Raw genomic sequence first — 24,754 nt, 5'->3', positions numbered from 1 at the left:
ACTTCACATTCCATTCCTGGTAAACAAAACGTGATATTATTCAGGACTAATCGTTTCTTTGCAATCATCAGCGTCACCTCTTTATGATTTTATGTATAAAAAGAGACACCCTGCAAGCGGATGCCTCCTCGTGAAGGATAGAAACATCTATTGACATTCCTATATCATTATTCGGTCGCCCTTAACGGTGGCGAATCACCGGATCAGAATATAGCCCTCGAAAAGCCCAACTGAATGTCTCTCTCGGAATCTTCCGATGATACCATAATAACATGGATTTCCGATTAAAAACCCTAAATAAACCCTAAAAAAACCCTATTTTTTTTGAACAATCAAATTTTCGTAATGATACGCCTCTGCAAATTCGAGTAATGCATTGTTTTTTAACTTTTCAATATTCTTTATACTATAAGTGATTTCTTCTACTTGGCCAAACTCGTTTTCGCGGTATACTTTTATAATTGTACTTAACTTAGCCATACTGTAGGGATCAGCCACACAATAAGAATAATACAAAATTTTTCTAGAAACCTCTGATAATGACTTTAACGCGGTATCGATCGCTTGCAGTATTTCTCTAAACTTCTTATTTTCGTTAATATAAAACTTGTTGACGTTGCCAAGCCACTTGATCATTGAATGTTCTACATTATTTCTATTGCTACGATAACGCGGCATATTTGATAACAACGGTGATTCAAGGCTCACAACTATACCGCTTCTACGTTGTAAAGTACGACAGCTTTTTAAAACTCTTCTAGCGTTGTCTCTCGTCTGCTTAACGTCAATTTCTGGAACTAAATTCATTTGCCTCGATCCCTCCGCTGTAGTATAATATCACTAGTCAATAATATTATCCCGTTAGCTGGAGCAATCCAGCTTTTTTTATGCCGTTTGTTGAGGTGCATCATTTTTTATGTTATTATAAAGATAACTCAATTCATCCTGAATGATGTCATCTGAAAAAACTCGACTAGAAAAAACTGGTTGAGTTTTTTTGTTTGCTGCTAATTTGTTGAAACAAAACATTTTACATGGCATAATTATGTTAGTTGTCATTTGTATAGTGATCAACTCCTTTAATTAGCCAGCTGAGCGGTTCAGTTGGCTATTTTTGTTTTGAGCAACTTTTTTGAGAAGGATTTTTTTTCATGATATTATGTTTTAAGGTAAAGGTCTTATCCACGGATTAATTAGCGGAAACTAGTTGATCTTTTCTGGTGAATATTCGCTTTCAATCATGTTGTAGTCAGCCAGTGGTCGGCTGGCTTTTTTATTGGTTGCAAAAATCAGCTAATTGTTGTAAAAAAGTTGCAATTAATTAAAAACGTTTATTTTTTAGTATCGCTTCATTACAAAATATAAACAATCAAGCCATCCTTTTTGATAGTCACTTGTAGGTAATTCTCGTTCATAGTAAAACGCAGCGCTTATTTTTCTATGATATTTACGTTCACCAACAATGTAGCCTAACAAAAAGTAAAGTACTAATGCCAGTATAATTAAGATATCTTCCATTTATTCGTCCTCAAACAATTCAATACCTAAAACGACATAACCATCTTGTTGGGCATAATCTGTAATATAAGTTATTTCTGCAATATTGACATTACCTGTATATTGTCCATATTGGTATTCATTCAAGCGTAAGATATCGCCTTTTTGATAGTTACGGTCATTCTTACGGATTTCAAAACGTTTATTACCTGAAACAACCGCTTCAAAGTATTCTGGTAAAATTTTAAGCTCGTGAATGGTTTGCTCTTCCTCTACTTCGTAGCCATGAATCCAAGCATCTAAAAACTCTTCTAAATTATTTACAATCCAAGCTAAAGCTTTGCTATCCATGGTGCCTTTATCAACTTTGTTATGCCAGCCTTTAAAATATCTCATTAAATATGCTAAACTGATTTCTTTTTCTCGGTAGGTTTCAATCATTTCAGCCACTGATCGAGGCAATACGACTTTTTTCGGTTCGTCTAGTTGTTCAACTAACTTTCTTGACTTAGAAAAGCCAACATACATTCCTTTGTAGTATTCACGCTTTAAAATATCTGTACTTTCTAACTTTACCACACCAGCACTAGTTGTCTTTGCCGCTAAATTTATTAATAAACTTTCTTTATCCATTACTTTCCACCTTCCAATACCTTAAATGTACTTTTACGCTCATCTTTCAACGCTTTATTTAGCTCATGCTGATTCCAAGGAGCAATCATTTTAACTGTGTATTCAACAACCAGATCCACAAACTCATAGTGAATACTATTAATTGAAATTACTTCATAAGCAATTTTCTTATCCACAATTATAATATCGCCGATTTTTGCCATTCGTTTGCTGTCTTTGCTTTGGTCATAACGATTGATTAGCTGAGCCTGTTTTTTATATTCGTTATAATTAGTTGGCTCTCCTACTTTTTGAGCCAAAATTCTTACTTCTAACCTTATAGATTTGCTAAAATACAGTTTTTTTATTTCAAGTATGCGAATAATAATATACTTATCGCCCGCATACTCAATAGAATCACCAATTCGAATCTTTTCGTTAAACCCTTCTTTGTATACTTTTAGAGTAGTTAGCAATGATAATGCCTCCTATTCCCATGTATTAAAAACAGCTTGAATATATCCTACTAAAATTTCTTCATGACCAGGTATTACGACCCATGAATCAATCAGTGGATCATGACAGCTTGTTAAGTAAAAATCAACTTCTGCTGTTTCACTATCAAGCCTTTCTTTACATTCAAAAACGACTTCTTCCGCAATTTGTTGAGCAGTTGTAGTTCCATCTGCCTTATTTGGCAAGATTACTTCATCAATCCATTCACAAATTAATTCTGGGCAATATTGAACGCAAACTAATTTATCCATTCCGTTTCCTCCTGTTCCAACACCCAAACTTTTAAAGTATATAACACTTGAAAGAACTCTCTGGCAGGTAACCCCCATCTTTTTTCATAATCAACTAAACTAAAGAAGATGGCGTCATGCACATTGCCAAATTTTTCATAAGCACATTTTAATAGTTTGAGGTATTTCTGCTGATTTTCGTTGAGTTTCGGTTGCTTCATTGATTTTAGATATTCAATATATGTTATAACTTCCTGATTATGCCTAGTATAATCAGGTGTTGGTTCGCTTACTGTTAATTGTTCTTCAAGAAAACCAATTAATTGATTCAATTCACTCATTCCGCTTCCCCTTTACCAAATGTCTGTAATATATAGAATTTTTGCAATCATGAACATGACTAAAATCGCGGTAACAGCTAATGCTATTAAAATTAACAGCTTAGTCCACCATCTATATTTTTGATTTTTCAATATTTTGTGCTCAAAGATACTCATTGCTGCTTGCATAGGAAGATAGCCTACTGCGAACGGAAAAACATACTTAATAAAGTATTCAATCATTTGCTTCCTCCACTCTGAAAAGTTCCTCTTCTAGTCCAGCTTTTTGATACTTCAAAAATTCAGTAATTATGATCGGTTGTTTATTACGCCATGAAATTTCAGTAATATCTGTATTTCTAAGAACCACGATTGATGGCAATGCACCTTGTGCATTTTCATTAACATATCCCCACGATTCTAGTTCCATATATTTTTTAGGCTTCAAGGAAAAGAAGGAAAGATACTCGCTGTCGCAGTCTCTGACCACATATTTAAACCCTTTTTTTAAAGATTCTTCCATAACCTCTAGAGCTTCGGCTCTTGATTTAAGCTCCATTATCTTTTTTATTCGATCTAAATAATCACTCATTCTGCTTCCTCCTGTTCAATATCCCACTGGCTAAATACTTGGATAACTTGCGATAATTCAACCTCATTTAAATCAGCATATGCATAAGCTACTTGCTTATACTTCATTTTTCCACCAGTAGTTGGCAAAAATCCTATGATTTCAATAACTTCACGTAATCCGTATAATTTGCATGATTCTTTCAACCAATCAAGTACAATCTGCTGATTTTCGTTGAGTTCTGGTTGATTGCTTTCAGAAGCTCTTTTATTCCAAAGGACTGATAATTTTTCAAAACAAACTTTATCGTGCTCTTTTTCATCCATATCATCCCACGGAACAGAAATTTCAATGCTTACATTGCACTGTTTGCATAATACATAAGCATCTGGTGAAATACTAAATGCATTGAAACTAATTTTTTCCGATCCACAAAACGGACATGGCTTCACATAAACTTCACTCATTACTTGCCCTCCAATAACTTTCGTGTTCAGCTACTTTTCGCTCATAAATAGCTATCTCTTCACTAGTCGCTTTAGCTAAACGATTAACTTCAAAGCCAGCTCCATGTAGGCAATAAACTTCTTCTCCTACCCACTGATACCAATCGCTCCATGCTAAATTTGGCAACTCAATAATATTCAAATAATCTTCATCCCAAACTTGTTGTTCTGTTACTTTGTTAATTTTTCCAAATGAGGGCGGATTTGAACCGACTAGTTTATAAACCTGTCCGACTTCGACCTTTGGAATCATCTTCTTCACTCGCTTTCAAATTTTCCAAGGAAGTTCATCAGCTCTGAAATCGGGCATCCAGTCCTCTTTAATGTCAATTTTCCCAAAAACCTTTCTCACACCAGGAACGTCAAGATAGCTTTTTGAAACGATCACATTTTTTAAACAAAAACGTTCGCTAATGTCTTTTGCGCCAATCGGATCAAAAAACATATCCATCACATAAAGAGAAACATCTGTCCTAAGAATCGCTTGGTTAAAATATCTTTTTATCCAATCGATTGTTTTTTGATCAAGATTCAGCTCGATCACTCGCGCTCGATCACGATGATCAAGTTCATATTTTGTTAAAAGTAACGCTTTTTCCATTGATTTTCACCTCACTGCAAAACGTGCAGTCTCCATTTCTCTAAATTTCTTTTGATATTCTTCTTTTTCGACAGGCACATTCTTAACGCCTTGACGAGTGCAAAACTCTCTAATTACTTTTGGCGGCAAGTTTACGATGTTCCCAATTTCTTTACTGTTTAAGCCTTTAGCATTAAGTCGTAGTATTTCTTCTTTTTTCTCAATTGGTTTATGCAACTTCTCTAATCCTAGACGCCATGCCTTTTTTTGCACAGATATTTCTGATCTTCTCAATGCGACTGCTATTTCTTTGTATTTCATCGTTTGATAGTTACGTTTTAAAAATTCGATCTCTTTTTCTGAGTAGGGATGCCGTTTTTTAAGATATCTTTTATTTTTTTCAAGCTTACGCATTCTGTCTGCTTTTCCGCTAACACTTTTAACGCTTCGTCCTAAAAATTCTGCAACTGCTTTAAAATCTTGATCTGGTTCATGCAAAAAGTAATCAAGATAAATTTCTTCATCTTCACTCCAACGTCGTTGTTTCACATTAAATCGCCTCCATTAAATTAACGATATGCTCGTTGTCTTCTTGTTCTTGCGCTTTCATCAAGTGAATGTAAACATCTTGAGTGATGCTCAAGCTAGCGTGTCCAAGCCGCTTAGACACTGAAATCATTGGGATACCTTGCATCAAAAGCATGCTACCGTGAGTATGTCTTAGCCCATGAAAGCTTATTGGCTCAATATCATTTTCAGAGCACAGCTCAAAAAGCCGACGATTAAGCGTTGCTGTTGCTTTGCACCCAAAAATCGACTCGTCAGCTGCTACACCTTTAGAATTTGCAAAACGAATAACATTATCGCTTAAACGACTGTCGATTGAGATATCTCTGATACTAGAATTTGTTTTCGTAGTTTTAAATTGTTTCGTTTTTTTATAATCAAATGTTTTATTAATGGACATCATGCAGACATCACCTTTTTTGTAAAAATCATTTTTCGTAAGTCCTAAAACTTCAGCAAATCGAAGGCCTGTTTTTAGTGCAACATAGATCATCAAATCGTTATCATTTTTCAAATCTAAATGGCGAGACAACTCGTTTGCATCATCAACTTCAAGAAATTTCTTTTTCTTGTTTTTTTCAACACCAGAAAATCGGATGTTATTCATCGGATTTCGGTCAATTTCGCCATCATCGACGAGCGATTGATAAAACGCATGAACATGCTGATAATGTGTTTTAATTGTTCGTTTTCCGTAACAATCACTCAAAAAATTAAAAAACTTTTGCAGCTCTATGCGCTTTATTTCAGCTGTTGGTTTCGATCCAAAAAAATCTCTAATTATTTCAACCGTGCGCTCATATTTTAAAAATGTTACCTCTTGAATAAATGGCTTGCGATATGTTTCTGCCCAAAGCTGCAATTCTTCCCACATCACAAAAATCATCTCCTCGCCAATATTTTCATATTTCTTCCCAAATAATCCGTCTGCAGTTTTTCATAATTCACAACAACACCATCATCTAAATTAAGTTGAATATCCATTGCTGTTAACGGAAACAACCTTTTTTTAAATTCAGACAATTCTTTTAACTGTTTTGACAGTTTTTGCAGTTCTTCTTTATATTTTTTTTGATCTTTTTTAACTGTTGACAGCTCTTTTTGATTCATTCTTAATTCCGATCGGCGAAAATAGAAGCCTTCTAATTTTGAGATAATATCCGTTTGCAGATACATGAGATTTTCTGGTTGATATCGGTGAAGGTACATGAGAGCCTTCAAACTGTTTTCTTTACCAGAATCAAACTGCCAATAAATTGGGCGCTTTTTATACGTTTTTAAGTGATCTTTATAAAAGCCGTCTACAAAGTATTTACGTATCTTATCTCGACTTTTTCCACTTGCAGGCAACACATCGGCAATATAATCAAGATTTTCTTCAAGTGTTTCTTTTCCGTAAACAACCGTAATAAATTCAATAAATTTATTAACGATGTCTTGATCGTCATCGATATCGTACAAGTCATCAGTGATGTACAAGCAGTTTTTTTCGTTGGGTAAAAATTTGTGGTAACGAGACATGTCGAATTCTCCACCTGCAAATATTAATCCTTCTTCATCTAGTGAATAGCGTCCGAACATACAGCCAACTGCATAGCTAATAAGTGACTTGATATCACGTTCTCTATCTGCTAAGGACACCGAAACTTCTTTATCGTCAACGTGGTAGTCTAGTTCATCTTGTAATCCATAAAGTTCAATAAAAATTTTATTTAATTCTTCTTCATTTGCTTTTAACTGATCGAAACGATCCTGAGCTTCCTTTTGCCAAGCTTCGAATTTATCTTTAATTAATATAGACAAGTTGATCACCTCTGCATTCATTTATTTTTTCTGTTGTTAGTTTCATCGTTTTTTAAGGAGCAAAAAGCTTTTTAATGCGGCCGCAAAACTCCACTCCTTTCTGATTAATTAAATATTTTGAATAATAATCCAGCCAATAAACAACATAATTAAAGTTTTAGCCAAAGCTCCAACTATTGCTTCTATGGTCAAACGCCCATCTTTGTCGCCGCCTGGGATCATATAACTTATAAACACGTCTAAACCTGCTGCCTGCCAAAAATTTAATGTTACTAACCCAAAAGTAGAACTGATAAGCCCATTCCATAAATACATTGTTGTCCAACCGCTTATAGCTACTGCTATTGGTATGAACAATACTGTAGCGATACAACCAAGTGTTGTAGTTTCTTCTCTAGTCAAAGTTTTATACCTCCTCTGTTATTTGTTTAGTGTTTTTAATTCGTTCCTAACATTATTCCCTTCACGATTACATACTGGGCATGGTTTAGCTTTTACACGACCGTATTTGTCCTTGATCCAAATAATCCGTTCTCCCTTGCACTTTATACACACCATCGCTTTTACCTCGCTTATTGTATGTGCCGTTGGCAATTGTTGCATTTTTTCGTTTTCGATTTTGCTTTTTTATCCGTTTGCCTCTCTTACCCATTAATTTTTTACCGCCTTTGTTAAATCAAAACCAAGCGCAGTTGGATAGCCCTCCACTTCTTCTGGATCTACATAGTAACGATGATTTTCAATATCCATCTTGGCTACTTCTGCTACTGTTTTCAAAATACGCCCCTTCCAACTCTTGCGATAACCTGCTTTTTTATTGGGTTTAAGGCTCACGCAACTTCTTGCCCCTTCATCAGTGGCTTGGCATGGAAGTACAAAGAATGCTTGTTTTGCTTCGTCAAAGTATAATTGAACCCATTTCGGCTTGTTTAGTCGTCTTACCACTGAACCACTTAAAGCTACTCCGCTTTTTGAAATCACCATACATTCTTTTCCTTCTGCTCCAATTGTTGCTGGTAATAATAAAGTTGCTGTCTTTAGATTAAATTTCATGCGTTTTGTCTCCTCTGATTTTTTAGTTTTAATGTGTTTCAATACATATTTTTTGCTAATAATTGCTCGATCGTTTGTTTCCGGCAAATAGACCATTACACTATGCTCGTAGAGCTTTTCTAGTACCCCGTGAAACTGCTTGTTGTAACGTCCATGCGCTCTAAATTCATAGGTTTCCCCCAGATTCAGTTCCATAAGCTCATCCTTTCGCTTAATTCATTTTTTATTCATCCAAGACTGATTGCTCTTGGTTTTCTTTTTTGTTTCTTCTGGTGTGGGATTTGCTTTTTCTAGCGGTTGTTTTGACTTTTCTGGTGGAATTACTACGTTTACGACCTTTCCACCTGCCACTTCTGCAGCAAGATTCGCTAATTCATCGTCTGTATAATGCATTGCCTGCTTAATTTGATTAGTGATGTTACCATCTTTATCCAGGTACCCACTGCATTTCACAACTTTTACTTTTTCCACGAGATCACCTGCTCTGTTTTTGATATACTGCTTCATTTTGCGTATGCTTTTTCCTCGATCTTGTCCTTTGCGAACAACCCAAGTGCCATTTATCCCGAAGTAATCAATAACACCTATAGGCGTTTCAATCGCAAATTGGCAACTGGCTTTGAAGTATCCAAAAGGATAGCCTAGCTCATAAATATTTTTCATTGCTTCATGACGCATATTCGCCACATGTTTTTGGCGCCTAATTTTCGATTCTTGTGTCGGGTACTTTGTCATTCACTACCCTCCCGACAATTCTTGTATTTGTCGTTTTAAATCAGCTTGCTTTTCTTCAGAAACCTTTTCATCCTCGCGTGGCTTATCAAGCCATTCTGGCTTACTTTCTTGGCGGATTGGTTGCTGTCTATAATGTGTTTTTGGTTGTTTAGCACGTTCTTTTTCTTTTTTAATCTCGAATTTTAGTTTCTCGAACTGTGCTCTGAACTTTGAAGCGCTTCTGATGTTTCCAAACCAAAACTGATTTGTTGGTAACCAATCCAAAACATAATCAACGGCTTCAATACTTTGTTTGTCTTGTTTTTCAATCAATCGAAAAACATCAGCCCATTTTTCAATCTTCACTTTTTTCATTTCACTTGGAAAGTCATCGATTAAATTATTTTTTAACTTTTCAGCAAGTCGTAAATGTTCGTCAGAATATTTACAAGATGTTTTCTTTACTTTACTTTCTCTTTTACTTTCTCTTTCTCTTTGTGTATTATCGACACCCTTAACTACAGTTGAAGGTGGGTTATTTCCATCAATAACCAAATACTCTTCTTGCATGACTACTTCTTTCCGCTTAGATGTCATCAATTTATATCTTTTTTGAATACCATTTGATGTTAAGATTTTATATTTTTGATATTTATCATGATCAAAAAATCCCACTTGTACCGCTTTGGTTACAACTTCTTTTACTAGGCCCTCTTTCGCCCCGACATCGTCAGTAACTAAGAACGCCGAATCTTCATCCCACCGCAAGAAATATCCCATGTCTCCATAGATATAGCCCAGCAGGCAAAGTAGTATCTCACAAGTTTGTGGTCCACACGATTTTCGAATTTTTCGATACTTAATATCTTTCAAAAAATCAACATCTACTGAGTAGTAGTCAACGCCTTGTTTATATGGCCTTGCCACTTTATCGCCTCCTTAGATAAGAGGGAGAAAACTCCCTCGCTATAGTGGTGGATTCAGTGAATCAAATAGTGCTGTTTGTTGCTCAAAAGGGAAGGTCATCATCTGTGATTCCATTAAATGGATCTACTCCCGGAAACGATTGTTGCTGTGGTGCACTTTTTTGATTATTTTGTGCTTGATGATTATAGTCCGGACGTTTTACCCCATTTGATTTGCTACCTTCTTCATCAAATTTGTTATGGGCTTTAACAGATAAATTCCAGCGTTTGTTATAATCGCTTTGTTTCCAGCCGACTGTGATATTTAATGATTTTCCTTTCAGTCCGTTTACTAGTTGTTGAATACTGTTAATTGGTGTCCCATCTGGTATGCCCACAGCAGTTGTAATCGTATTAAATCTCTTTGCTGATAGTTCAATATCTGTCGGGTCCCATACAACATTGTTATAAAGAATTTTCCCGCCTTTATACGGTCCGTCTAAAACTTCATAATTGAACACTGCCATGTCATTATTTGTATCTTTTGTTTTTTTACACTCTGAATCTGAAAGAATTCTCACATTATATGTTCCTTCTTCTTTTACTGATTTACCTAAAACGTTTTGAGAATCTGTTATAAATAATGTCATTTTATATTCCTTCTTCCTGTTTATTATTGTTTAGTAGTTCGCTTGCTTCGGTGATTTTCCTTTCATCTAAACGGTTCTTTGCATGATTCCCATTCTCTGGGTCTAAATCAATGAAACGCTTGCCGCCGTCCATATAAATCCGCCCTACGACATCAAACATTGATGTAAAGGCATTGAACGTTTTCTCATTCATATCTGGACTGAAACGCCCTTTGCCGTCTAACCCATTTGTTCCATTGTCTACTTGGTGGGCCGTCGCATAAATCGTTTTGTTGCTTTCTCTTAATTGCATACCTAAACGTCTAAACCACAATTGTAATTTATGATAATTTTGACGATTATCTTTTGAAGCTCCGTCAATATTTTCTAACACTAAATTTTGTAATGAGGTGACATTATCTAAAATAATTACTTCATACACTGGATTAGTTAGCACTTTATGCATAGATTTTTCTACTAAGTTTTGAATAATAGGAGCGTCTTTTTCTTCTATTACTACTACCGATGTATCTTTGTCTAATCTAATCGGATTGGTAGATTTATCAAAAGTAATCATCCACTTATTCCCTTGAAATTGCTTTGTTAATGATGTTTTACCAGTGCCGCCGTCACCATAAATAAAATACATATTTGCCTGTTCTGGTACTGAACCATTCGGGTAAAACTTCATCCTTTTTTCACCTTCACTTTCACTTCAACGCCTTTTACATTTACTTTTAAATACGGGATCAGACAACCATTATCATCTATGACTTGATTGTCCGCTGTTAAATGGAAGACCCCATCAGCAATTAATTTCTTGAAGTCATTTTGAATGGGTTTGTATTCCGTTGTCGCTTTAATCAGCCCTGGATGCTCTTGCCGCAAGTAATTGATAAATGGTTCTCGTTCTTCCTTGTCTTTCGGTAGCTGTAACTTATAATTTGCCGGACGAGACAAATTGGGCTGTTTCTTGGTTAAAACGAAACTTTCTGTTTCTACTTTTTCATCGTCTGCCATTTGCTCAATCATTCGGTCTTGGATTGTACTGATTTTTTGTTGGTATTCTTGTTCCACTTTTGTTCGCAACCACTGTAATTCTTGAATACGTTGTGTATATTCCCGTAGCTTGAGCCCTTTTTCTTGTTCAAGTCGCTCAAGTTGTCTCGTTAGTTCTTCTAGGTTCATTACTCTTCCTCCTCGTCATATTCCCATCTGGGCTCTAACAGCTCTTTTTCTTCGGGCGGCTCTTGTCTAGCCCCTAATCGGTCAAATTCAGGCATTACAACCCCTCCCAAAATAGTTTTATTTTCTCATCTTCCAATTCGATATAATCGACACCTTGTATTTGTAATTGTTCTAAAAATGTTTTTGTAGCGCCTTTACTGCTTACCACACAGCTTTTATTGCCGTAAGATGCAGATGTTCGAATGGATTGGACAATGTTATTCTGTGCATTTACTAACATTAATTCGTAAATGTCATCGCCTAGACCTCTTACTTCAATCATTTCAACTCACCTCTTAAAAATGCTGCTAGTTTTTCGTCTAACGACTTATCTTCAGCCGTTTCAAATGTTTTTTCTACTTGCTCTTCCATAGCTGATATTAAAGCTTTTATTGCTTGGCACTTTACACAATCACAAGGGTGAGCTTTTGCTTTTCTTCTGAACTCTTCATCTATACGGCTTAAAATAGCTACTAGCTCGGATAAACTTCCTCCCAGCATAGTATGTTGTTCCTGTGTTGCCATATCTAATAAACCGCAAACAAAGGTAACCTCTTCCCTTTGACACTCATCTATTAATTCTTGTAATAATCTTTGAATTTTTTCGTTTTCCATGATATACTCTCCTTAGCATATTTTATTTTTTATCGTATTAAATCTCACTATTCTATGAGTTATTTTCAACGATTGCCTCCTGTAGCGGAAACTGCAGGAGGTATTTTTTTTTTTATTAAGCAATTACTGTTAATTTATTTGCTGCTATTAATTCTTTTAAAGCATCTTCTAAAAATGCTTTGATTGATTCCATTGCGTGGTATTTCCATAAGCCGCCGTCTGCTTCAAATAATGCACAATTGCCTTGTTCATTAATGCGGAATATAAATTGGCTTTCTGGTTGTGGTACTTCTAAAAATGTTCTATAAGGTTGTAGATCGGCAGGACTAGGTACTCTACCTTCCCCTACTGTAGAAGCACCTGTTTTCACAGTCGCTGTTTGAGATACTCCGTTATCATTAATGGTTGCCCCATTATCAATTCTGACCGCACTTGCAAATCTTAAAATCGCTTCTGAATCTTCCGTTCTATCGAATAATGATTGTAAATTGATAATAAATTCTTCCGTATTCATGAAATACCCATAGTTAAACTTATCTAAAATTGCTGTTGCTTTAATTAGACTTTCTCGTTTTCTATCTAACTCATTTAATCGGCCATATACTTTCACTGACGTAGGACTTTCTACGTGAACAAGTAACTCGTCTGGATCATCAGTAGTTTCTTGATCAAATTTAGATAATAGGTACTGCACCAGTCCAGTCAATGAATTTACTGTTAATGTATCCGCGTATTTCGTTGGGAAGAGTTCTCGCAAAGAAGCTTTGTTAGCATCATAAAATGTTCGATCATTTTCTTGATAAATAACCTCTTGTCCTTCTCGTAATGCTACTCCGTATTCAATGGCTGCTTTAATATTTTCTGTCATGGATTTATCCTCCTAAAATTTTGAATTTGTCGCTTTCTGTCTAAAATCAATTACTTCGCTTTCTTTTTTTGCTTGTTCCTGTTGTTCGATTTTCTCTACTGATTCACCCGTATCGGTTTTCACTTGTAAATCTTCGGGATCCATATACATTTGGCCACGAACGCCGGACTTTAACTCGTTTGCTTCAATATAACCAGTATCGATATTACGTCCGAAAAGAACTTTCGTTTCGCTTTCGTCACGTGGTACCAATTTTGATTTACTTTTACAAACCATAGTTAACAATTCACGGTTCTTATCTGCCACTACTTCAACTGTTAAGGTTACTAATCTTTTTTTCGTCGGATCCGTGTTCAAGTCTAGAATATTTTCCATGACTTGCTCCATTTCATGATCAAACTGTTCTTGCATCGCTCCTTCATTGATCTCGGCTAAATTCAAATTAATATTTTTCATTGGTTCTATTGCTCCTTTCATTCTTTTATGATATATTTCCGGTAGCATAGTTTTTCGTATCCCTTGCCTAACTTCGTCTGCTAACGAGGTAGGCTCTTTTTGTTTTATTCATCGGCTTCCGTAGATTCTTTTCATCTGCTCTAACAATTTTCGCTGTCTGTGAATATGCTCTTAATCGACAATTCTTGGAACAATACATCTGATCACTTCGGGTAGGATAATACTTTTTCCCACAATGCCAACATGTTAATAAGTCATTCATGATAATCAAACGCTTCAGGCTCTGATGCTTTACTAGGATGTTTCTTAGTCTTACCTGGCTCTTTGATTAAATCGAATACAGTGAATAAAATGATTAATCCAAATGCTACTGTAAAATTAATGGTCGCAATATATGCCACTGCTACTACTATTAAACTGGCTTCTAACGTGTTAACAATTTGTTTCATTCTTCATTTCCTCCTACTTCCAAATGCCATATTTAATAGCAAAATCTTTAACAACTGCTAAATAGATTTCTTTTAATCTCTTATCGCTATCAATTACATCTAATTTGTTCATTTTATCTCGTTTAGATTTGGAAACACCCTCGCCAGCCATGCGATTTTTTAAATTAGTCAAACGTGTTTTCAATGATGATCCAGCCCGACGGTCTACTTCGTCATAAATTGCTGCTTGTATTTCTTGATAAGCGCCAAACTCACCTTGTGTTTTTGCCATCTTATTAACCAAGCTACGGCATTCTTTACGCCAATCAGTTGTATTTAAAGCGATAATATCTGTGATGTTATCTACCTTATTTTCAAGGCGTTTATTCGCCATTTCTTGTTTTGCGAGTGATTGAACTACACTATTCATGAATTGTAGTTCTGGACTTAAATCAGACGCATTAATTTGCGGTTTAGAATTAAAATAGTTTTCTTCCAACTCGTCGTACATATCCCATGCACGATCAGTATTTAACATTTTTGAATGGCGACTAGCTCCTTGCTTGGTATACAGAATAAGCTGACTAGCAAACTTGTTTATAGGCAGGTCGAAATTTTCGACTTGGCTCTTAAAAGCCTTTAGTTCTTGCCCCTCTAATCTGTAATAGTGTTTTCCTTCAACAAATTTATCTTTGTTATTGTTAAAATTCTGTTTGATTTGTGTTTCACTAGCCCCGTAAAACTCTGCTAGTTGCTCTGTTGTTAATAACCGTTGATTATTTAATTCAATAATTTGTGGTTGGTTCATTCGGTTTACTTCCTTTCTGGTATAATTTTCTTATCAGCAAGTGGTCTGCTGAAATAATTTAAGGTGGTGAGAATGATGAACGAATTAATTAATGCTCGTGAATTTGCTATTGCAGTAGTTTCGGCTAACCCTCAAAACGGTACAACCGAAGAAATTGTTTAAAAAAGTCTTGAGTTATACAAACAATCTTATGATGCAATACTCAAACACAATGACCCAATTCATCAAAAACAACACGAAGAACAAAATAAAAATACAGATGCTTTTTTAGACGCATTCAGTTAGTAGTTTTATCGTTAATTAATAGGAAGATTTGGCACGCTATTGCTAGGTCTTCCTTATTTATTTCTTCTTTTTTCATCCACTTAATTAATTGTATATATGTTGCTATTGGTGATGTTTCTGGGAACAGTTTCATTGAATCAAGATATCCTTTTTCTTCTTCCATTTCCTTTCCTCCTTGTCTTTAATTTCTTGTTTAACTTATTGATTTTTGAGCGCCGTTGTATAATTTCACTATGAAAGTGAGGTGAAACTATTCATGATTAATGACTTAAAAAACTGGATTATACCGATAACTTCTTTAATTTTTTCTACCGTAGCCTTTTTGTTTACCTTGAAAAATGAATGGTCTAAACGATCGTCTATTGATATTCTTTTATTAGATCAACCCATAGAGTGTTTAGTTGATAGGTACAGTGATGAAAATCCAGACATATATTATTTGGATAAATTTAGACTATTTATTCCAGTAGTAATCACTAATAAAAGTTCTCTACCATGCACTATTACAGAACTAAGTATCCTAGATAATTCAACAATTAATATCTTTTCAAAATTTGGTTCTTCTTATGAAACTACTTATAAAGTTGACTATAGAGAACGTTCTGGCCTTATTGTTACCTGTGCAGACCCGGAAGAAGTAATTGGTTTCTCTTTTGAAGAATTAACTCCTTTACAGCCTGTATTTACTGTGAAGCCGTTTGAATCCGTTTCAGGAATACTAGTTTTTCCATACAGAGAAAGTTTGACTGGTAAGAAACACAAATTAACCATTACAACTTCTCGAGGGACTATTTCTAAGGAAATAATTGTTTCGAAACAGTATATTTCCCAAAAGATAACTGGCTACGTCCCTCCGCAACAAGACTTATTTTCTCAGGACTAACTCCATGAGTATTTTGGTAGTATTCCTTTATAGCAGCCAATTCGTCTGCCAACGTTTTGGTTTCTTTTAGTAATTGAACATAGCGTTCTAATTTTTCTGTTGCTTCATCGATGCCTTGTAGTCTTAGCGATACTGTTATTTCATTTTGTTTCTCTTCACTCATTGTGTTCTACCTCCTCATTTATCCCGTCTGTATTTGTTCCATTGCCCGTATTTATATATTTTTGTCCGCTTTCACCTCGTTTGGTATACTTGATCCGAGGAGGTGGAAATTTGAATTCATCTATTTATTTGAAACTATTGATTGCTAATATATTCAAAAAAGTTAAAATCTCTGAAAAGTATAAACATTTAGATTTATTACTTAATGAGAGGTTAGTTGAGCAACTACCTGATGGGACATGGGGAGAAGTTGCTGGATTTCCGGCAATGAATTATGGAAATTATTACGCAATTACCATTGAAGGTAAAAAAGCACTATTTACTTTTCAGAGTAGTTTGATTACTAGAATACTTTCTGTAATTGCGATAATTATCAGTGTTTTATCCTACTTAAAAAAATAAACAAACAAAGCAATCGCTAATGCTACTATACTAATGACCAAATCCACAAAATTGGACCGTTTAGTAGCTTCTTCAATGCTAGGATATGGTTTAGAATTATAGTCTGTTTTTTTTGGTAGTTTCATCTCACTGTTCCTTTCTTAAAAATCTTTATTTTCTATAAATTGAAGAAACACCAAGCCTTTTTTAGTTTCAAAAGTTTCATCATTAACAACAGTTAACATGAAGGACGTGATGCCATCGACTAAAGAAATGTTTAAACCGTTTAGTATCGGAAAAGCAATGGGTCAAGTTCAGGCAAATGCCATTGGTAAATGAAAATGATTAGTCTGCCGTCTACTTAGTAGGCGGTATTTGTTATTGTGTAATTGCACATTACATTCTCCTAGGTTGGTTGTTTAATTTTGTCCTTGGTACACCTATAATATTCTTGATTTTTAAGCGCCATCGTATAATTAGTTATCAGCACTGGCATGCTGAAATAATTTAAGGTGGTGAGAATATTATGAGTAAAACTGACAAAGAACTTGCTGTTGAGTTAACTGTTGCAACTTTAGAAATGATTACTTATCATAAATTACAAAACGGACAACCTAGTCTTGAGCCTCTTAATCAACAACAAACAATAGATGTGTTCAAACATTTTTATACTGCTATTAAAGATGCTGATAATTCATAGTTTTTTCTTGCTCCTTGCTACTCTCAATAGCTTGGAGCATTTTTGCTATCTCTTCTGGTGTTCCTTCGATTGTTATTTTCACTTTAGCTCCTCCTTTCTCTTTAATTCCCTACATAGCTTATTGTCCTTTGATGACTGTTGTATAATTTTCTTATCAGGGTGACAGACTGAAATAACTGACAAGGTGGTGAAAATTAATGGATAATTTAACTAACGAAGCAAAATATCTATTATCTTTGATGTACAAAACATATTTACAACGTAGAAAGTCTGGCATTTTAAGAAGATATGCTATTCAATTCGGTTCACTAGAAGAAGTACATTCTGAATTAATGTCTAATAAACCAATTGAAGACGTAAAATCCATTTGTTTAGAATTAATAAAGCAAAAATGGATAAATGGGCGACCAGCAGCTACTACGATTAGGTATATTTCCTTGACTAGCGAAGCTATCGCTTCACTAGAAACGACTTTCAAAGATAGAATGGATGATGTTTTAGCATTCTTAACTAAAATCAAAAATGCTACTCCTTTTCTTTAATACCAAAAGGATCTTCTGCTAAATCATTAACTTTATTTTCAAGCTCACTAAATATTTTTATATTTTTTTCTCTCAATTCGCGATTAGCTTTAACGTCTTTTGCCAAAGTGCTAAGGCTTTTTGCAATGCTTTCCAGTGCAATCACTGTTCTTTTATCTGTGTTCATAAATTTTTCACCTCTACATTGCTCTTATTTTTGGTTGATTTTTTTATATTTCCTAAGTTTTTTCTAACAAACCTTGCTGTTTAAGAATCCCATCTCCCAAAGCTTCAGCAATCATTTTTCTGCGTTCTGGCGACCATTCTTTTTTTGAAATATCTTCGCAAATAGTACCGTCTGCATTTCTAATGATTACTTTTAACGGCTCTTGTTTTTTTGGCATTGCGGTCTCCTCCTCTACATTGCTCTTATTTTTTGCGTTAGTCATACTTCATTCTTATATTTGACTCATCCGAATAAGTTGCATTTAAATCAACTTCTTGTGCAAATTTTTTTGTAAGTTTATAAATAACAAAAAAGTCAACGCCTACTATTTCGCCAAAAAGTTCCATTTGTTTCACACTCATTTTGTCAGGTTCAACTCTTAATTTCCATAAAGTAGATGGTGTTATTCCCATCTTATCAGCAAAATAGCTAATTCTAAACCCTGTTTTTTTAATCAAATCATCAATTGGTTTGTATGTTTTTGTTTCCATTAATGATAACCTCCTCTTTTATTATAAATATATAATAACATTCAGTTGCAAAAAAATCAACAATAAAATTGCAAAAAAATCAACTTTTCCGTTTACTTATATGAATTGTACATATATAATATAAGAAACTAAAGAAATGAGGAAAAGTCATGACTAGTAAAATCGTTTTTGGAGAAATGCTTGATTATTTTAGGAAGCAAAAAGGATGGACAATGGATGAATTAGGTAAACAAGTTGGAAAAACTAAATCAGCAGTGTCTCGATGGGTATCCGGTGAAAATTATCCAAAAATGGATGAGGTAGAACGTCTAACTAAATTGTTTGACACAGATGTTGAAACTTTGATTTTTGGTGCTAATTTTTCTAAAAACACTGAGGATACAGAAAAAAAAATCGACACTTGGTTATATGATTTTTATGACGTAGGAATAGCTGCAGGAAGTGTCGAAACAGTCGAATGCATATATAAAGAGTATGACGATGTCGAACAAATCGAGATAGCAGATGAAATTATGGGTAGATATGCTGGTAGATGTGATATATTTTTCACAAGAATTAATGGTGAATCTATGAATAAAATCATACCCGATTGTTCTTTGATTGCAGTAAAAAAATTACATTATTTTACTGAATATCGTAATGATGATTTAGTTCTATTTTCTTATGATAATGGATATTCCGTAAAACGTTTTTTTAATGATGAGGAAAATAAACAACTTATTTTTAGACCAGAATCAACTGTAAAAGAATTTCATGACATAGTTGTTCCTTACGAAGAAGCAAACGATTTATCTTTTTTAGGTAAAGTTATCCTCTATATTGTTAGTATGGATTAAAAGTGTCTGTTTACAACCTTTTTACTAATCGAGAATATAAGTTTGTATTATACAAACTTATAGGAATAGCAATAAATATTACAACTTAAAATTTTTAAAAATAAACATTAACTAATCAGGAGTTATATATGAATAAAATACATTTATTGGGCATATTCTTCATTATCACAGTAATTCTTTCATCTTGCTCAAGTAGCAATTCCGTAAAGATAACTGAACAAAAAAAGTCTACTGAATCATCAGTAGACTCAAAATTTAATAATAACGAGGATAATATCAACGATGTCACATCTGATTCTTCAGCTATAAATTATATAGAGAAAAATGGAATGAGTAGTAAACAATCTAAAAACTATTATGGTTATGTAAATAGTTTAAGATTACTTCTTGTTTCTCTTTCAGATATTGATGAAAGTATAGCTGAAAGTAAAAAAATAGACTTTGAGTTGGAACGCACTAAAATTAATGCATCTTTAAATATTGCCTCTTCGTACTATCAAGAAATAGTTAAAGACTATGAAGACGGAGTGAAATTTTTAACATCTACCGATAGCTTTAGCCCATTGTATATCTTAAATAATATGAAATCATATTATAGAGAAATGAGTACAGCAGAAAAAGGAATTATCATTACTACACTGAATAGTATGACTAAAAAATCACTTAAAGAACTCAACCTTTCTATAAAAGAACGCCAAAATCTTTATAGCTATTTTAAAGAAACATGCTATTCAAATAATGTAACATTTAAGTATTTAAATAAAGCATTAGAATAGTAAATCCAAGCTATTGTTAGGCTTTAACACAGTTTACTTTATTATTCACGCTAGAAATTTTTACAACTTATAAGGAGTATGTTTAAAAATGAAAAAATCACTTCAAAACAAACAAAATTTAATTGCTCTTGGTATTATTACAGCAATAGTTATTGGTACTATATTCTTTTTTTCTTTTAAAGGAGTAGTTACAAAAAAAGAATGGGATTCATTACAAATCGGGATGAGCATTCGAAAAATAGAAGAACGGATAGGTAAGCCTAAAAAAGTGGAAACAAAGCTTTCAAATATTTCTGATAACTTATATTCAGAATATGAAAAAATGTATGAACTAAATAGTATAGTTTCTGACAACAACTTGGAAAAAAGGATGGAACGTTTGAATAGTATAAGTAATGCAGTGGATGCAAAGAAAAACGTCAAAGAATATACTTATATTGAAAAAAGCTCATCTGGAAAACGAAACGTTCAGGTCTATTTTGTTAATGGTGCAGCACTATATTTTAATAGGGAGAAACAATAAATAGGTTTATGCACTACACGTTCCCCTCTTTGGTAAGTTATAGCATGTTCGATTCGTGCTAGGGGATTAATACTGTGAAAGGAGAAAATAAATTGAATAAAAAAGCAGCTATCTATATACGTGTATCCACTCAAGAACAAGCAACAGAAGGATACTCAATTCAAGCCCAAACTGATAGACTTATAAAATATTCAGAAGCTAAAGAATACATTTTGTATAAAAAATATATTGATGCTGGTTATAGTGGCTCAAAGTTAGATAGACCAGCAATGCATGATTTAATACAAGATGTACAAGATAAAAAAATAGACATCATTATAGTCTACAAACTTGATCGCCTCTCTCGTTCTCAAAAAGATACTATGTACTTAATCGAAGACATTTTCAAACCTAATGATGTTGAACTAATTTCAATGCAAGAAAGTTTTGATACATCGACTGCTTTTGGAGCTGCTACTGTAGGTATGCTTTCAGTTTTTGCTCAGCTCGAACGCAAGTCAATATCAGAGCGCATGATTACTGGTCGAGTTGAACGTGCGAAAAAAGGTTTATATCACACAGGAGGACAAGACAGACCCCCTGCTGGTTATCAGTTTAATAGTGACAACCAACTTATAATTAACGAGTATGAAGCAGCAGCGATCAAAGACTTGTTCAGGCTTTATAATGATGGACTAGGAAAAAGCTCTATATCGGAATATCTTAAAAAAAATTATCCCGGCAAAAACAAATGGCTGCCTAGTAGTATTGATCGCATGCTAAAAAATTCATTATATATTGGTAAGGTAAAATTTTCAGGGGTCGAATATGATGGCATTCATGAACCGATAATTGACGAAGTCACCTTCTATAAAACTCAAAAAGAGATAGCCCGGAGAAAACAAAGCAATACTAAGCGATACAACTATGTTGCATTGTTGGGCGGATTATGTGAATGTGGCATTTGTGGCGCTAAAATGGCTAACCGAAGAGCTGTCGGCCGTAAAGGAAAAGTCTATAGATATTATCGTTGCTACTCAAAAAAAGGTAGTCCTAAGCACATGATGAAAACAGATGGTTGTTCTTCTAAAGCGCAACAACAATTCATCATTGACGAAGCTGTTATAAACAATTTGAAAAACATTGACGTTGAAGCAGAATTAAAAAGGAGATCTGCTCCACAAACGAATACATCCTTAATAAGTTCGCAAATCGAGAGTATCGACAAGCAAATAAACAAGTTAATTGATTTATTTCAGTTGGATTCAATGCCACTCGATGTTATTAGTGAAAAAATTGATAAATTGAATAAAGAAAAGCAAAGTATGGAAAAATTACTGGAACGAAAAAATAAACTAGATAAAACAGAACTACAACATCGATTTGATATTTTAAAATCTTTTGATTGGGATAATTCAAGTATTGAAAGCAAAAGAGCAGTTATCGAAATGTTGGTTCAAAAAGTCATTATTCATGACAATTCCATAGAAATAATACTTATTGAGTAGTGTTGTATCCTGATGTACAACATTGCTCTTTATTTTCAAAAAGATCAGTGGTCAAACGGCTCATTAATTTCCCTGTTTTTTGATTATCATAATACTCAAACGGTTGTGTTTGCAGATGTTGATATAATTCTTCACGCATATCTGTTTCAATATTCACGCCTAACATATGACCAAAATAAACCACAATAAATTGTAAAAACGTATTGATTATATAAAATGCAAATAAGCCCGCACTAGCTAATGCAATGAGGCGAAAATCTCCTTTTGGCATAATCTTATCAATTACTTGGTTGACTGCTACTGGAAAAGCCAACTCTAACAGCCCCGCAAAAACGGCACACCCAAAATCCAAAATAAATAATCGACGATACGGCCGATAATACCCAAAAAAACGCTTTAACATAACTCCCTCCCTAACTCTCCCCCTTCATTCTCATTCATTATACGGAAAAAGACTGTCTCTTGCAAAATTCTAACTTCTATCAGAACACGTGTTATTTAAGTAACTTTGACTCAAAATCATTTTCACAAACTTTTCATTATCAGAATATTTTTTCATTTATCGTTTCCATTTTTTCGGTAAAAATAACTATAATTGTCTTTTCCCGCAAGGCTTTGATTTCTGTACAAAACCTTGAAATACAGTGAAAAATACTCTATTTATTTGTGAAAATATCGGCTACAATATAACATATGAAAAGTTTTGTAAAAAAGTTAAGAGGTGCACTTGTTAAATGAGAACCATTGTTTTTGATGTTGATGACACGCTGTACGATCAGCAACAACCCTTTCGAAATGCGATGACTAAAATTTTCCCGAACGTTGCGACAGAGGATATGCATGAATTGTATCTTCGTTTTAGACACCACAGCGATGAAACGTTTCCGAAAGTTTTAGCCAATGAATGGTCCCTAGATTTCATGCGGTTTTTCCGGATGAATGAAACATTAAAGGATCTAAACTATCCAGGAATTTCACAAGAAGAAGGAAAAATTTTCCAACAAGTTTATGAAGAAGAATTGGATAATATTACGATGCATCCAGAAGTTACTAAGCTTCTTGATACTTTACAAGAGAAAGAAATTCCGATGGGGATTATTACAAATGGTCCAACAGACCATCAATTTAAAAAAGTTAAACAATTGAATCTTGAAAAATGGGTTCCAAGCCAAAATATCATTATTTCTCAAAGTACGGGTTTCCAAAAACCTGAAAAGGAAATTTTTGATTTAGCCTGTAATCAATTTTGTATGGAACCTGAACATACTTTATATGTTGGTGATAGTTATGACAATGATATTGTAGGCGCACGTAATGGTGGCTGGCATTCTCTTTGGTTTAACCACCGCTCTCGTGAACTACCAAGTTGCCAACCTGCATCACACCTTGCAGAAGTCACTTGTTTCACCGAACTTTGTCCGACTGTGGAGAAATTATTTAATCTTTAAAAAAAAGCCGCTCTTCAAATTGAAGAACGGCTTTTTTTTATTTATTTTTTTGTTTTTTCAGACGTAAAATGATGAACAGGCAGATTATCAGTAAAAGGAGCAATAAACCGATTAAGAGATAAATAAGTTTAGATTCCGTTTTTTTGACGGTTACATCTTTCTCATTAAATATTTTTGCTTCCTCTTTTGAGATCGTAAATTCTTTCGTAAATTGCCATTTTTTTCCTGAGCCTTCCACAGTCATTGCCAATACATACGTTCCAGCTTCCATTTCATTTTCTTCATAAGGAATAGGGAAATTAAAAATTGAATTGGGCGCCATTTGCATATCTTCTTGTTCTTTCTCTAAAATAACGTTATTTGTTTTCTTATTTTTAACATTTGCCGTTACTTTCATTGATTGAAGATAGGCTGCTTCATGGTTTAGTAGTGTTGCAGAAATAACACTGCGCGCATTTCTTTGCGTCGGTTCAACTTTCTCTAAAGACAATTCTGGTTGTACAACTGTTTCATTTTCTCGAAGTAAAACAGCTACTGTATAGGCATAGCGATTTTCAATTGCTAAGCCGTTTGTATTTTCTTTTTGCTTGTCTTTCGTTTCATCGACTTTTTCACTAAACGTGATCCCGCCCGCTAGTTGCCCTGAAAACTCTTCTTTAGGCATCTTCACTCGCAATTCAACTACTTTTTCACTTTTAGCAGGCAATTCAACACTCTCACCGCCGTCTTTCAGTTGAATGATTTCTGATAAATCTGCTGGTGCAGATTTATCTAAAGCTGTCAACGACTCACCATATTCAATCACTCCGTTGCTGTTTGTTGTGGCCGACTTCACACTAACATCAATCACTAAATTTTCATCTGTACTATTGGCCGCTCGAACTTTCAAAATTTGTTCTTGGTCTGGTTTCATCATTAAATCAAAATATGTTTTTGTTTTATCTATTTGGTTTTCTGGAATTTCTGTTTCAACACTAAATCGTAATTCTGCTGCTGAGGTTTCAATCCCAAAAGCAAAGAAATAAAAACTTAGGATCATCAGAATAAAATATCTATTTTTCATTTCGCTCTACACTCCATTTCTATGTAAAGGAGAAAGGCTGAGTTCCCCTCTTCCTTTCTCCAAAAAG

Annotated in this window: 41 protein-coding genes and 1 pseudogene; 8 read left to right on the top strand and 34 right to left on the bottom strand. The window is 34.2% G+C overall.

Translation table 11 applies throughout. The features are described from left to right. Nucleotides 1–315 precede the first annotated feature (315 nt). From IGI80_RS12050 to IGI80_RS11910, 29 genes are all read right to left on the bottom strand, one after another. Complete coding sequence (locus IGI80_RS12050) at nucleotides 316–807, bottom strand: ArpU family phage packaging/lysis transcriptional regulator (RefSeq protein WP_438723668.1); 492 nt, start codon at nucleotides 805–807, stop codon at nucleotides 316–318. A gap of 531 nt (nucleotides 808–1,338) precedes the next feature. Then, on the bottom strand, nucleotides 1,339–1,518 hold the full coding sequence (locus IGI80_RS12045) for a hypothetical protein (protein ID WP_438722506.1): 180 nt from the start codon (nucleotides 1,516–1,518) through the stop codon (nucleotides 1,339–1,341). Then, entirely contained in the window at nucleotides 1,519–2,130 is a 612-nt protein-coding gene (locus IGI80_RS12040; RefSeq protein WP_438722507.1) for a DUF3850 domain-containing protein, read from the bottom strand. Continuing rightward, nucleotides 2,130–2,585, bottom strand: coding sequence for a hypothetical protein (locus IGI80_RS12035; RefSeq protein ID WP_438723667.1), 456 nt, complete (start codon nucleotides 2,583–2,585; stop codon nucleotides 2,130–2,132). The genes IGI80_RS12040 and IGI80_RS12035 overlap by 1 nt, the downstream gene beginning before the upstream one ends. Nucleotides 2,586–2,597: 12 nt before the next feature. Continuing rightward, the gene (locus tag IGI80_RS12030; protein ID WP_438723666.1) at nucleotides 2,598–2,876 is read right to left on the bottom strand and encodes a hypothetical protein; all 279 of its coding nucleotides are present in this window, start codon (nucleotides 2,874–2,876) and stop codon (nucleotides 2,598–2,600) included. Next, a complete protein-coding gene (locus tag IGI80_RS12025; RefSeq protein WP_438723665.1) occupies nucleotides 2,864–3,196 on the bottom strand; it encodes a hypothetical protein in 333 nt (110 codons plus the stop codon). The genes IGI80_RS12030 and IGI80_RS12025 overlap by 13 nt, the downstream gene beginning before the upstream one ends. Nucleotides 3,197–3,208: 12 nt before the next feature. Continuing rightward, nucleotides 3,209–3,418 carry a hypothetical protein gene (locus IGI80_RS12020; protein ID WP_317065494.1) on the bottom strand — a complete coding sequence of 70 codons (210 nt, stop codon included), beginning with the start codon at nucleotides 3,416–3,418 and terminating at the stop codon, nucleotides 3,209–3,211. Beyond that, on the bottom strand, nucleotides 3,411–3,767 hold the full coding sequence (locus IGI80_RS12015) for a DNA topoisomerase (protein WP_438723663.1): 357 nt from the start codon (nucleotides 3,765–3,767) through the stop codon (nucleotides 3,411–3,413). Before IGI80_RS12015 ends, IGI80_RS12020 begins: the two co-directional genes overlap by 8 nt. Beyond that, the gene (locus tag IGI80_RS12010) at nucleotides 3,764–4,213 is read right to left on the bottom strand and encodes a Lar family restriction alleviation protein (RefSeq protein ID WP_438723662.1); all 450 of its coding nucleotides are present in this window, start codon (nucleotides 4,211–4,213) and stop codon (nucleotides 3,764–3,766) included. The genes IGI80_RS12015 and IGI80_RS12010 overlap by 4 nt, the downstream gene beginning before the upstream one ends. Continuing rightward, entirely contained in the window at nucleotides 4,206–4,505 is a 300-nt protein-coding gene (locus IGI80_RS12005) for a hypothetical protein (protein ID WP_438724250.1), read from the bottom strand. Before IGI80_RS12005 ends, IGI80_RS12010 begins: the two co-directional genes overlap by 8 nt. Nucleotides 4,506–4,520: 15 nt before the next feature. Continuing rightward, on the bottom strand, nucleotides 4,521–4,853 hold the full coding sequence (locus IGI80_RS12000; protein WP_438723661.1) for a hypothetical protein: 333 nt from the start codon (nucleotides 4,851–4,853) through the stop codon (nucleotides 4,521–4,523). A 6-nt stretch (nucleotides 4,854–4,859) separates the two neighbouring features. Beyond that, nucleotides 4,860–5,381: a hypothetical protein gene (locus IGI80_RS11995; RefSeq protein WP_438723659.1), complete on the bottom strand. Its 522-nt coding sequence runs from the start codon at nucleotides 5,379–5,381 to the stop codon at nucleotides 4,860–4,862. A 1-nt stretch (nucleotide 5,382) separates the two neighbouring features. Then, nucleotides 5,383–6,285, bottom strand: coding sequence for a tyrosine-type recombinase/integrase (locus tag IGI80_RS11990; protein WP_438723657.1), 903 nt, complete (start codon nucleotides 6,283–6,285; stop codon nucleotides 5,383–5,385). After that, a complete protein-coding gene (locus tag IGI80_RS11985) occupies nucleotides 6,282–7,202 on the bottom strand; it encodes a hypothetical protein (protein ID WP_438723656.1) in 921 nt (306 codons plus the stop codon). Before IGI80_RS11985 ends, IGI80_RS11990 begins: the two co-directional genes overlap by 4 nt. Before the next feature lie 108 nt (nucleotides 7,203–7,310). Then, complete coding sequence (locus IGI80_RS11980; RefSeq protein ID WP_438723654.1) at nucleotides 7,311–7,604, bottom strand: hypothetical protein; 294 nt, start codon at nucleotides 7,602–7,604, stop codon at nucleotides 7,311–7,313. A 249-nt stretch (nucleotides 7,605–7,853) separates the two neighbouring features. Beyond that, nucleotides 7,854–8,450, bottom strand: coding sequence for a hypothetical protein (locus tag IGI80_RS11975; RefSeq protein WP_438723653.1), 597 nt, complete (start codon nucleotides 8,448–8,450; stop codon nucleotides 7,854–7,856). Nucleotides 8,451–8,471: 21 nt separating this feature from the next. Then, nucleotides 8,472–8,990 carry a hypothetical protein gene (locus IGI80_RS11970; RefSeq protein WP_438723651.1) on the bottom strand — a complete coding sequence of 173 codons (519 nt, stop codon included), beginning with the start codon at nucleotides 8,988–8,990 and terminating at the stop codon, nucleotides 8,472–8,474. A gap of 3 nt (nucleotides 8,991–8,993) precedes the next feature. After that, entirely contained in the window at nucleotides 8,994–9,896 is a 903-nt protein-coding gene (locus IGI80_RS11965; RefSeq protein ID WP_438723650.1) for a Lin1244/Lin1753 domain-containing protein, read from the bottom strand. An 82-nt stretch (nucleotides 9,897–9,978) separates the two neighbouring features. Next, nucleotides 9,979–10,524, bottom strand: coding sequence for a DUF669 domain-containing protein (locus tag IGI80_RS11960; protein ID WP_438723648.1), 546 nt, complete (start codon nucleotides 10,522–10,524; stop codon nucleotides 9,979–9,981). Between the two features lies 1 nt (nucleotide 10,525). After that, nucleotides 10,526–11,194, bottom strand: coding sequence for an AAA family ATPase (locus IGI80_RS11955; protein WP_438723647.1), 669 nt, complete (start codon nucleotides 11,192–11,194; stop codon nucleotides 10,526–10,528). Continuing rightward, nucleotides 11,191–11,691, bottom strand: coding sequence for a hypothetical protein (locus tag IGI80_RS11950; protein WP_438723645.1), 501 nt, complete (start codon nucleotides 11,689–11,691; stop codon nucleotides 11,191–11,193). The genes IGI80_RS11955 and IGI80_RS11950 overlap by 4 nt, the downstream gene beginning before the upstream one ends. 94 nt (nucleotides 11,692–11,785) lie before the next feature. Continuing rightward, nucleotides 11,786–12,013 (bottom strand): hypothetical protein, encoded by a 228-nt coding sequence (locus IGI80_RS11945; protein WP_438723644.1) that lies wholly within the window; start codon nucleotides 12,011–12,013, stop codon nucleotides 11,786–11,788. Then, entirely contained in the window at nucleotides 12,010–12,345 is a 336-nt protein-coding gene (locus IGI80_RS11940; RefSeq protein ID WP_438723642.1) for a hypothetical protein, read from the bottom strand. The genes IGI80_RS11945 and IGI80_RS11940 overlap by 4 nt, the downstream gene beginning before the upstream one ends. A 115-nt stretch (nucleotides 12,346–12,460) precedes the next feature. Further along, nucleotides 12,461–13,213 (bottom strand): hypothetical protein, encoded by a 753-nt coding sequence (locus IGI80_RS11935; RefSeq protein ID WP_438723640.1) that lies wholly within the window; start codon nucleotides 13,211–13,213, stop codon nucleotides 12,461–12,463. A 12-nt stretch (nucleotides 13,214–13,225) separates the two neighbouring features. Then, entirely contained in the window at nucleotides 13,226–13,669 is a 444-nt protein-coding gene (locus IGI80_RS11930) for a hypothetical protein (protein WP_438723639.1), read from the bottom strand. A gap of 254 nt (nucleotides 13,670–13,923) precedes the next feature. Continuing rightward, complete coding sequence (locus IGI80_RS11925; RefSeq protein WP_438723637.1) at nucleotides 13,924–14,118, bottom strand: hypothetical protein; 195 nt, start codon at nucleotides 14,116–14,118, stop codon at nucleotides 13,924–13,926. Between the two features lie 13 nt (nucleotides 14,119–14,131). Then, a complete protein-coding gene (locus IGI80_RS11920; protein ID WP_438723636.1) occupies nucleotides 14,132–14,905 on the bottom strand; it encodes an ORF6N domain-containing protein in 774 nt (257 codons plus the stop codon). Between the two features lie 277 nt (nucleotides 14,906–15,182). Next, complete coding sequence (locus IGI80_RS11915) at nucleotides 15,183–15,353, bottom strand: hypothetical protein (RefSeq protein ID WP_438723635.1); 171 nt, start codon at nucleotides 15,351–15,353, stop codon at nucleotides 15,183–15,185. A 631-nt stretch (nucleotides 15,354–15,984) separates the two neighbouring features. Further along, nucleotides 15,985–16,236, bottom strand: coding sequence for a hypothetical protein (locus tag IGI80_RS11910; protein ID WP_438723634.1), 252 nt, complete (start codon nucleotides 16,234–16,236; stop codon nucleotides 15,985–15,987). A gap of 110 nt (nucleotides 16,237–16,346) precedes the next feature. Between IGI80_RS11910 and IGI80_RS11905 the strand changes: the two genes are divergently transcribed. The 3 genes from IGI80_RS11905 (at nucleotide 16,347) to IGI80_RS11895 (ending at nucleotide 17,858) form a co-directional block, all read left to right on the top strand. Then, nucleotides 16,347–16,637, top strand: a complete 291-nt coding sequence (locus IGI80_RS11905; RefSeq protein WP_438723633.1) for a hypothetical protein — start codon at nucleotides 16,347–16,349, stop codon at nucleotides 16,635–16,637. A gap of 505 nt (nucleotides 16,638–17,142) precedes the next feature. Beyond that, complete coding sequence (locus IGI80_RS11900) at nucleotides 17,143–17,316, top strand: hypothetical protein (RefSeq protein WP_438723632.1); 174 nt, start codon at nucleotides 17,143–17,145, stop codon at nucleotides 17,314–17,316. A 197-nt stretch (nucleotides 17,317–17,513) separates the two neighbouring features. Next, nucleotides 17,514–17,858: a hypothetical protein gene (locus tag IGI80_RS11895; RefSeq protein WP_438723630.1), complete on the top strand. Its 345-nt coding sequence runs from the start codon at nucleotides 17,514–17,516 to the stop codon at nucleotides 17,856–17,858. On the opposite strand, the gene IGI80_RS11890 is transcribed toward IGI80_RS11895, so the two are convergent. The 3 genes from IGI80_RS11890 to IGI80_RS11880 are packed head-to-tail and all read right to left on the bottom strand — an operon-like array spanning nucleotide 17,842 to nucleotide 18,554. Next, on the bottom strand, nucleotides 17,842–18,024 hold the full coding sequence (locus tag IGI80_RS11890) for a hypothetical protein (RefSeq protein ID WP_438723629.1): 183 nt from the start codon (nucleotides 18,022–18,024) through the stop codon (nucleotides 17,842–17,844). The genes IGI80_RS11895 and IGI80_RS11890 overlap by 17 nt on opposite strands. A gap of 52 nt (nucleotides 18,025–18,076) precedes the next feature. Further along, nucleotides 18,077–18,241 carry a hypothetical protein gene (locus IGI80_RS11885; RefSeq protein WP_438723628.1) on the bottom strand — a complete coding sequence of 55 codons (165 nt, stop codon included), beginning with the start codon at nucleotides 18,239–18,241 and terminating at the stop codon, nucleotides 18,077–18,079. Between the two features lie 37 nt (nucleotides 18,242–18,278). Then, nucleotides 18,279–18,554 carry a hypothetical protein gene (locus tag IGI80_RS11880; RefSeq protein ID WP_438723626.1) on the bottom strand — a complete coding sequence of 92 codons (276 nt, stop codon included), beginning with the start codon at nucleotides 18,552–18,554 and terminating at the stop codon, nucleotides 18,279–18,281. Nucleotides 18,555–18,703: 149 nt separating this feature from the next. Here IGI80_RS11880 and IGI80_RS11875 point away from each other — a divergent pair, with 149 nt between their 5' ends. From IGI80_RS11875 to IGI80_RS11860, 4 genes are all read left to right on the top strand, one after another. Next, on the top strand, nucleotides 18,704–19,390 hold the full coding sequence (locus IGI80_RS11875; RefSeq protein ID WP_438723625.1) for a LexA family transcriptional regulator: 687 nt from the start codon (nucleotides 18,704–18,706) through the stop codon (nucleotides 19,388–19,390). Nucleotides 19,391–19,518: 128 nt separating this feature from the next. Further along, complete coding sequence (locus IGI80_RS11870; protein ID WP_438723623.1) at nucleotides 19,519–20,166, top strand: hypothetical protein; 648 nt, start codon at nucleotides 19,519–19,521, stop codon at nucleotides 20,164–20,166. An 88-nt stretch (nucleotides 20,167–20,254) separates the two neighbouring features. Further along, the gene (locus IGI80_RS11865) at nucleotides 20,255–20,689 is read left to right on the top strand and encodes a hypothetical protein (protein ID WP_438723621.1); all 435 of its coding nucleotides are present in this window, start codon (nucleotides 20,255–20,257) and stop codon (nucleotides 20,687–20,689) included. Nucleotides 20,690–20,781: 92 nt separating this feature from the next. Next, complete coding sequence (locus IGI80_RS11860) at nucleotides 20,782–22,176, top strand: recombinase family protein (protein ID WP_438723619.1); 1,395 nt, start codon at nucleotides 20,782–20,784, stop codon at nucleotides 22,174–22,176. A gap of 25 nt (nucleotides 22,177–22,201) precedes the next feature. On the opposite strand, the pseudogene IGI80_RS11855 reads toward IGI80_RS11860, so the two are convergent. After that, a pseudogene (locus IGI80_RS11855) lies at nucleotides 22,202–22,579 on the bottom strand (ABC transporter transmembrane domain-containing protein); the annotation flags it as partial. Between the two features lie 331 nt (nucleotides 22,580–22,910). Here IGI80_RS11855 and IGI80_RS11850 point away from each other — a divergent pair. Beyond that, nucleotides 22,911–23,624 (top strand): HAD family hydrolase, encoded by a 714-nt coding sequence (locus tag IGI80_RS11850; RefSeq protein WP_002356474.1) that lies wholly within the window; start codon nucleotides 22,911–22,913, stop codon nucleotides 23,622–23,624. A 37-nt stretch (nucleotides 23,625–23,661) separates the two neighbouring features. Here IGI80_RS11850 and elrE read toward each other — a convergent pair whose 3' ends face one another. Further along, nucleotides 23,662–24,687 carry a transmembrane protein ElrE gene (gene elrE, locus IGI80_RS11845; RefSeq protein WP_129194977.1) on the bottom strand — a complete coding sequence of 342 codons (1,026 nt, stop codon included), beginning with the start codon at nucleotides 24,685–24,687 and terminating at the stop codon, nucleotides 23,662–23,664. Between the last annotated feature and the right edge of the window lie 67 nt (nucleotides 24,688–24,754).

Source organism: Enterococcus sp. DIV1420a (assembly GCF_051712165.1).
GTDB lineage: Bacteria > Bacillota > Bacilli > Lactobacillales > Enterococcaceae > Enterococcus > Enterococcus faecalis.
The sequence above is the reverse complement of the archived record's forward strand: the minus strand, read 5'-3'. Positions and strand labels throughout refer to the sequence as shown.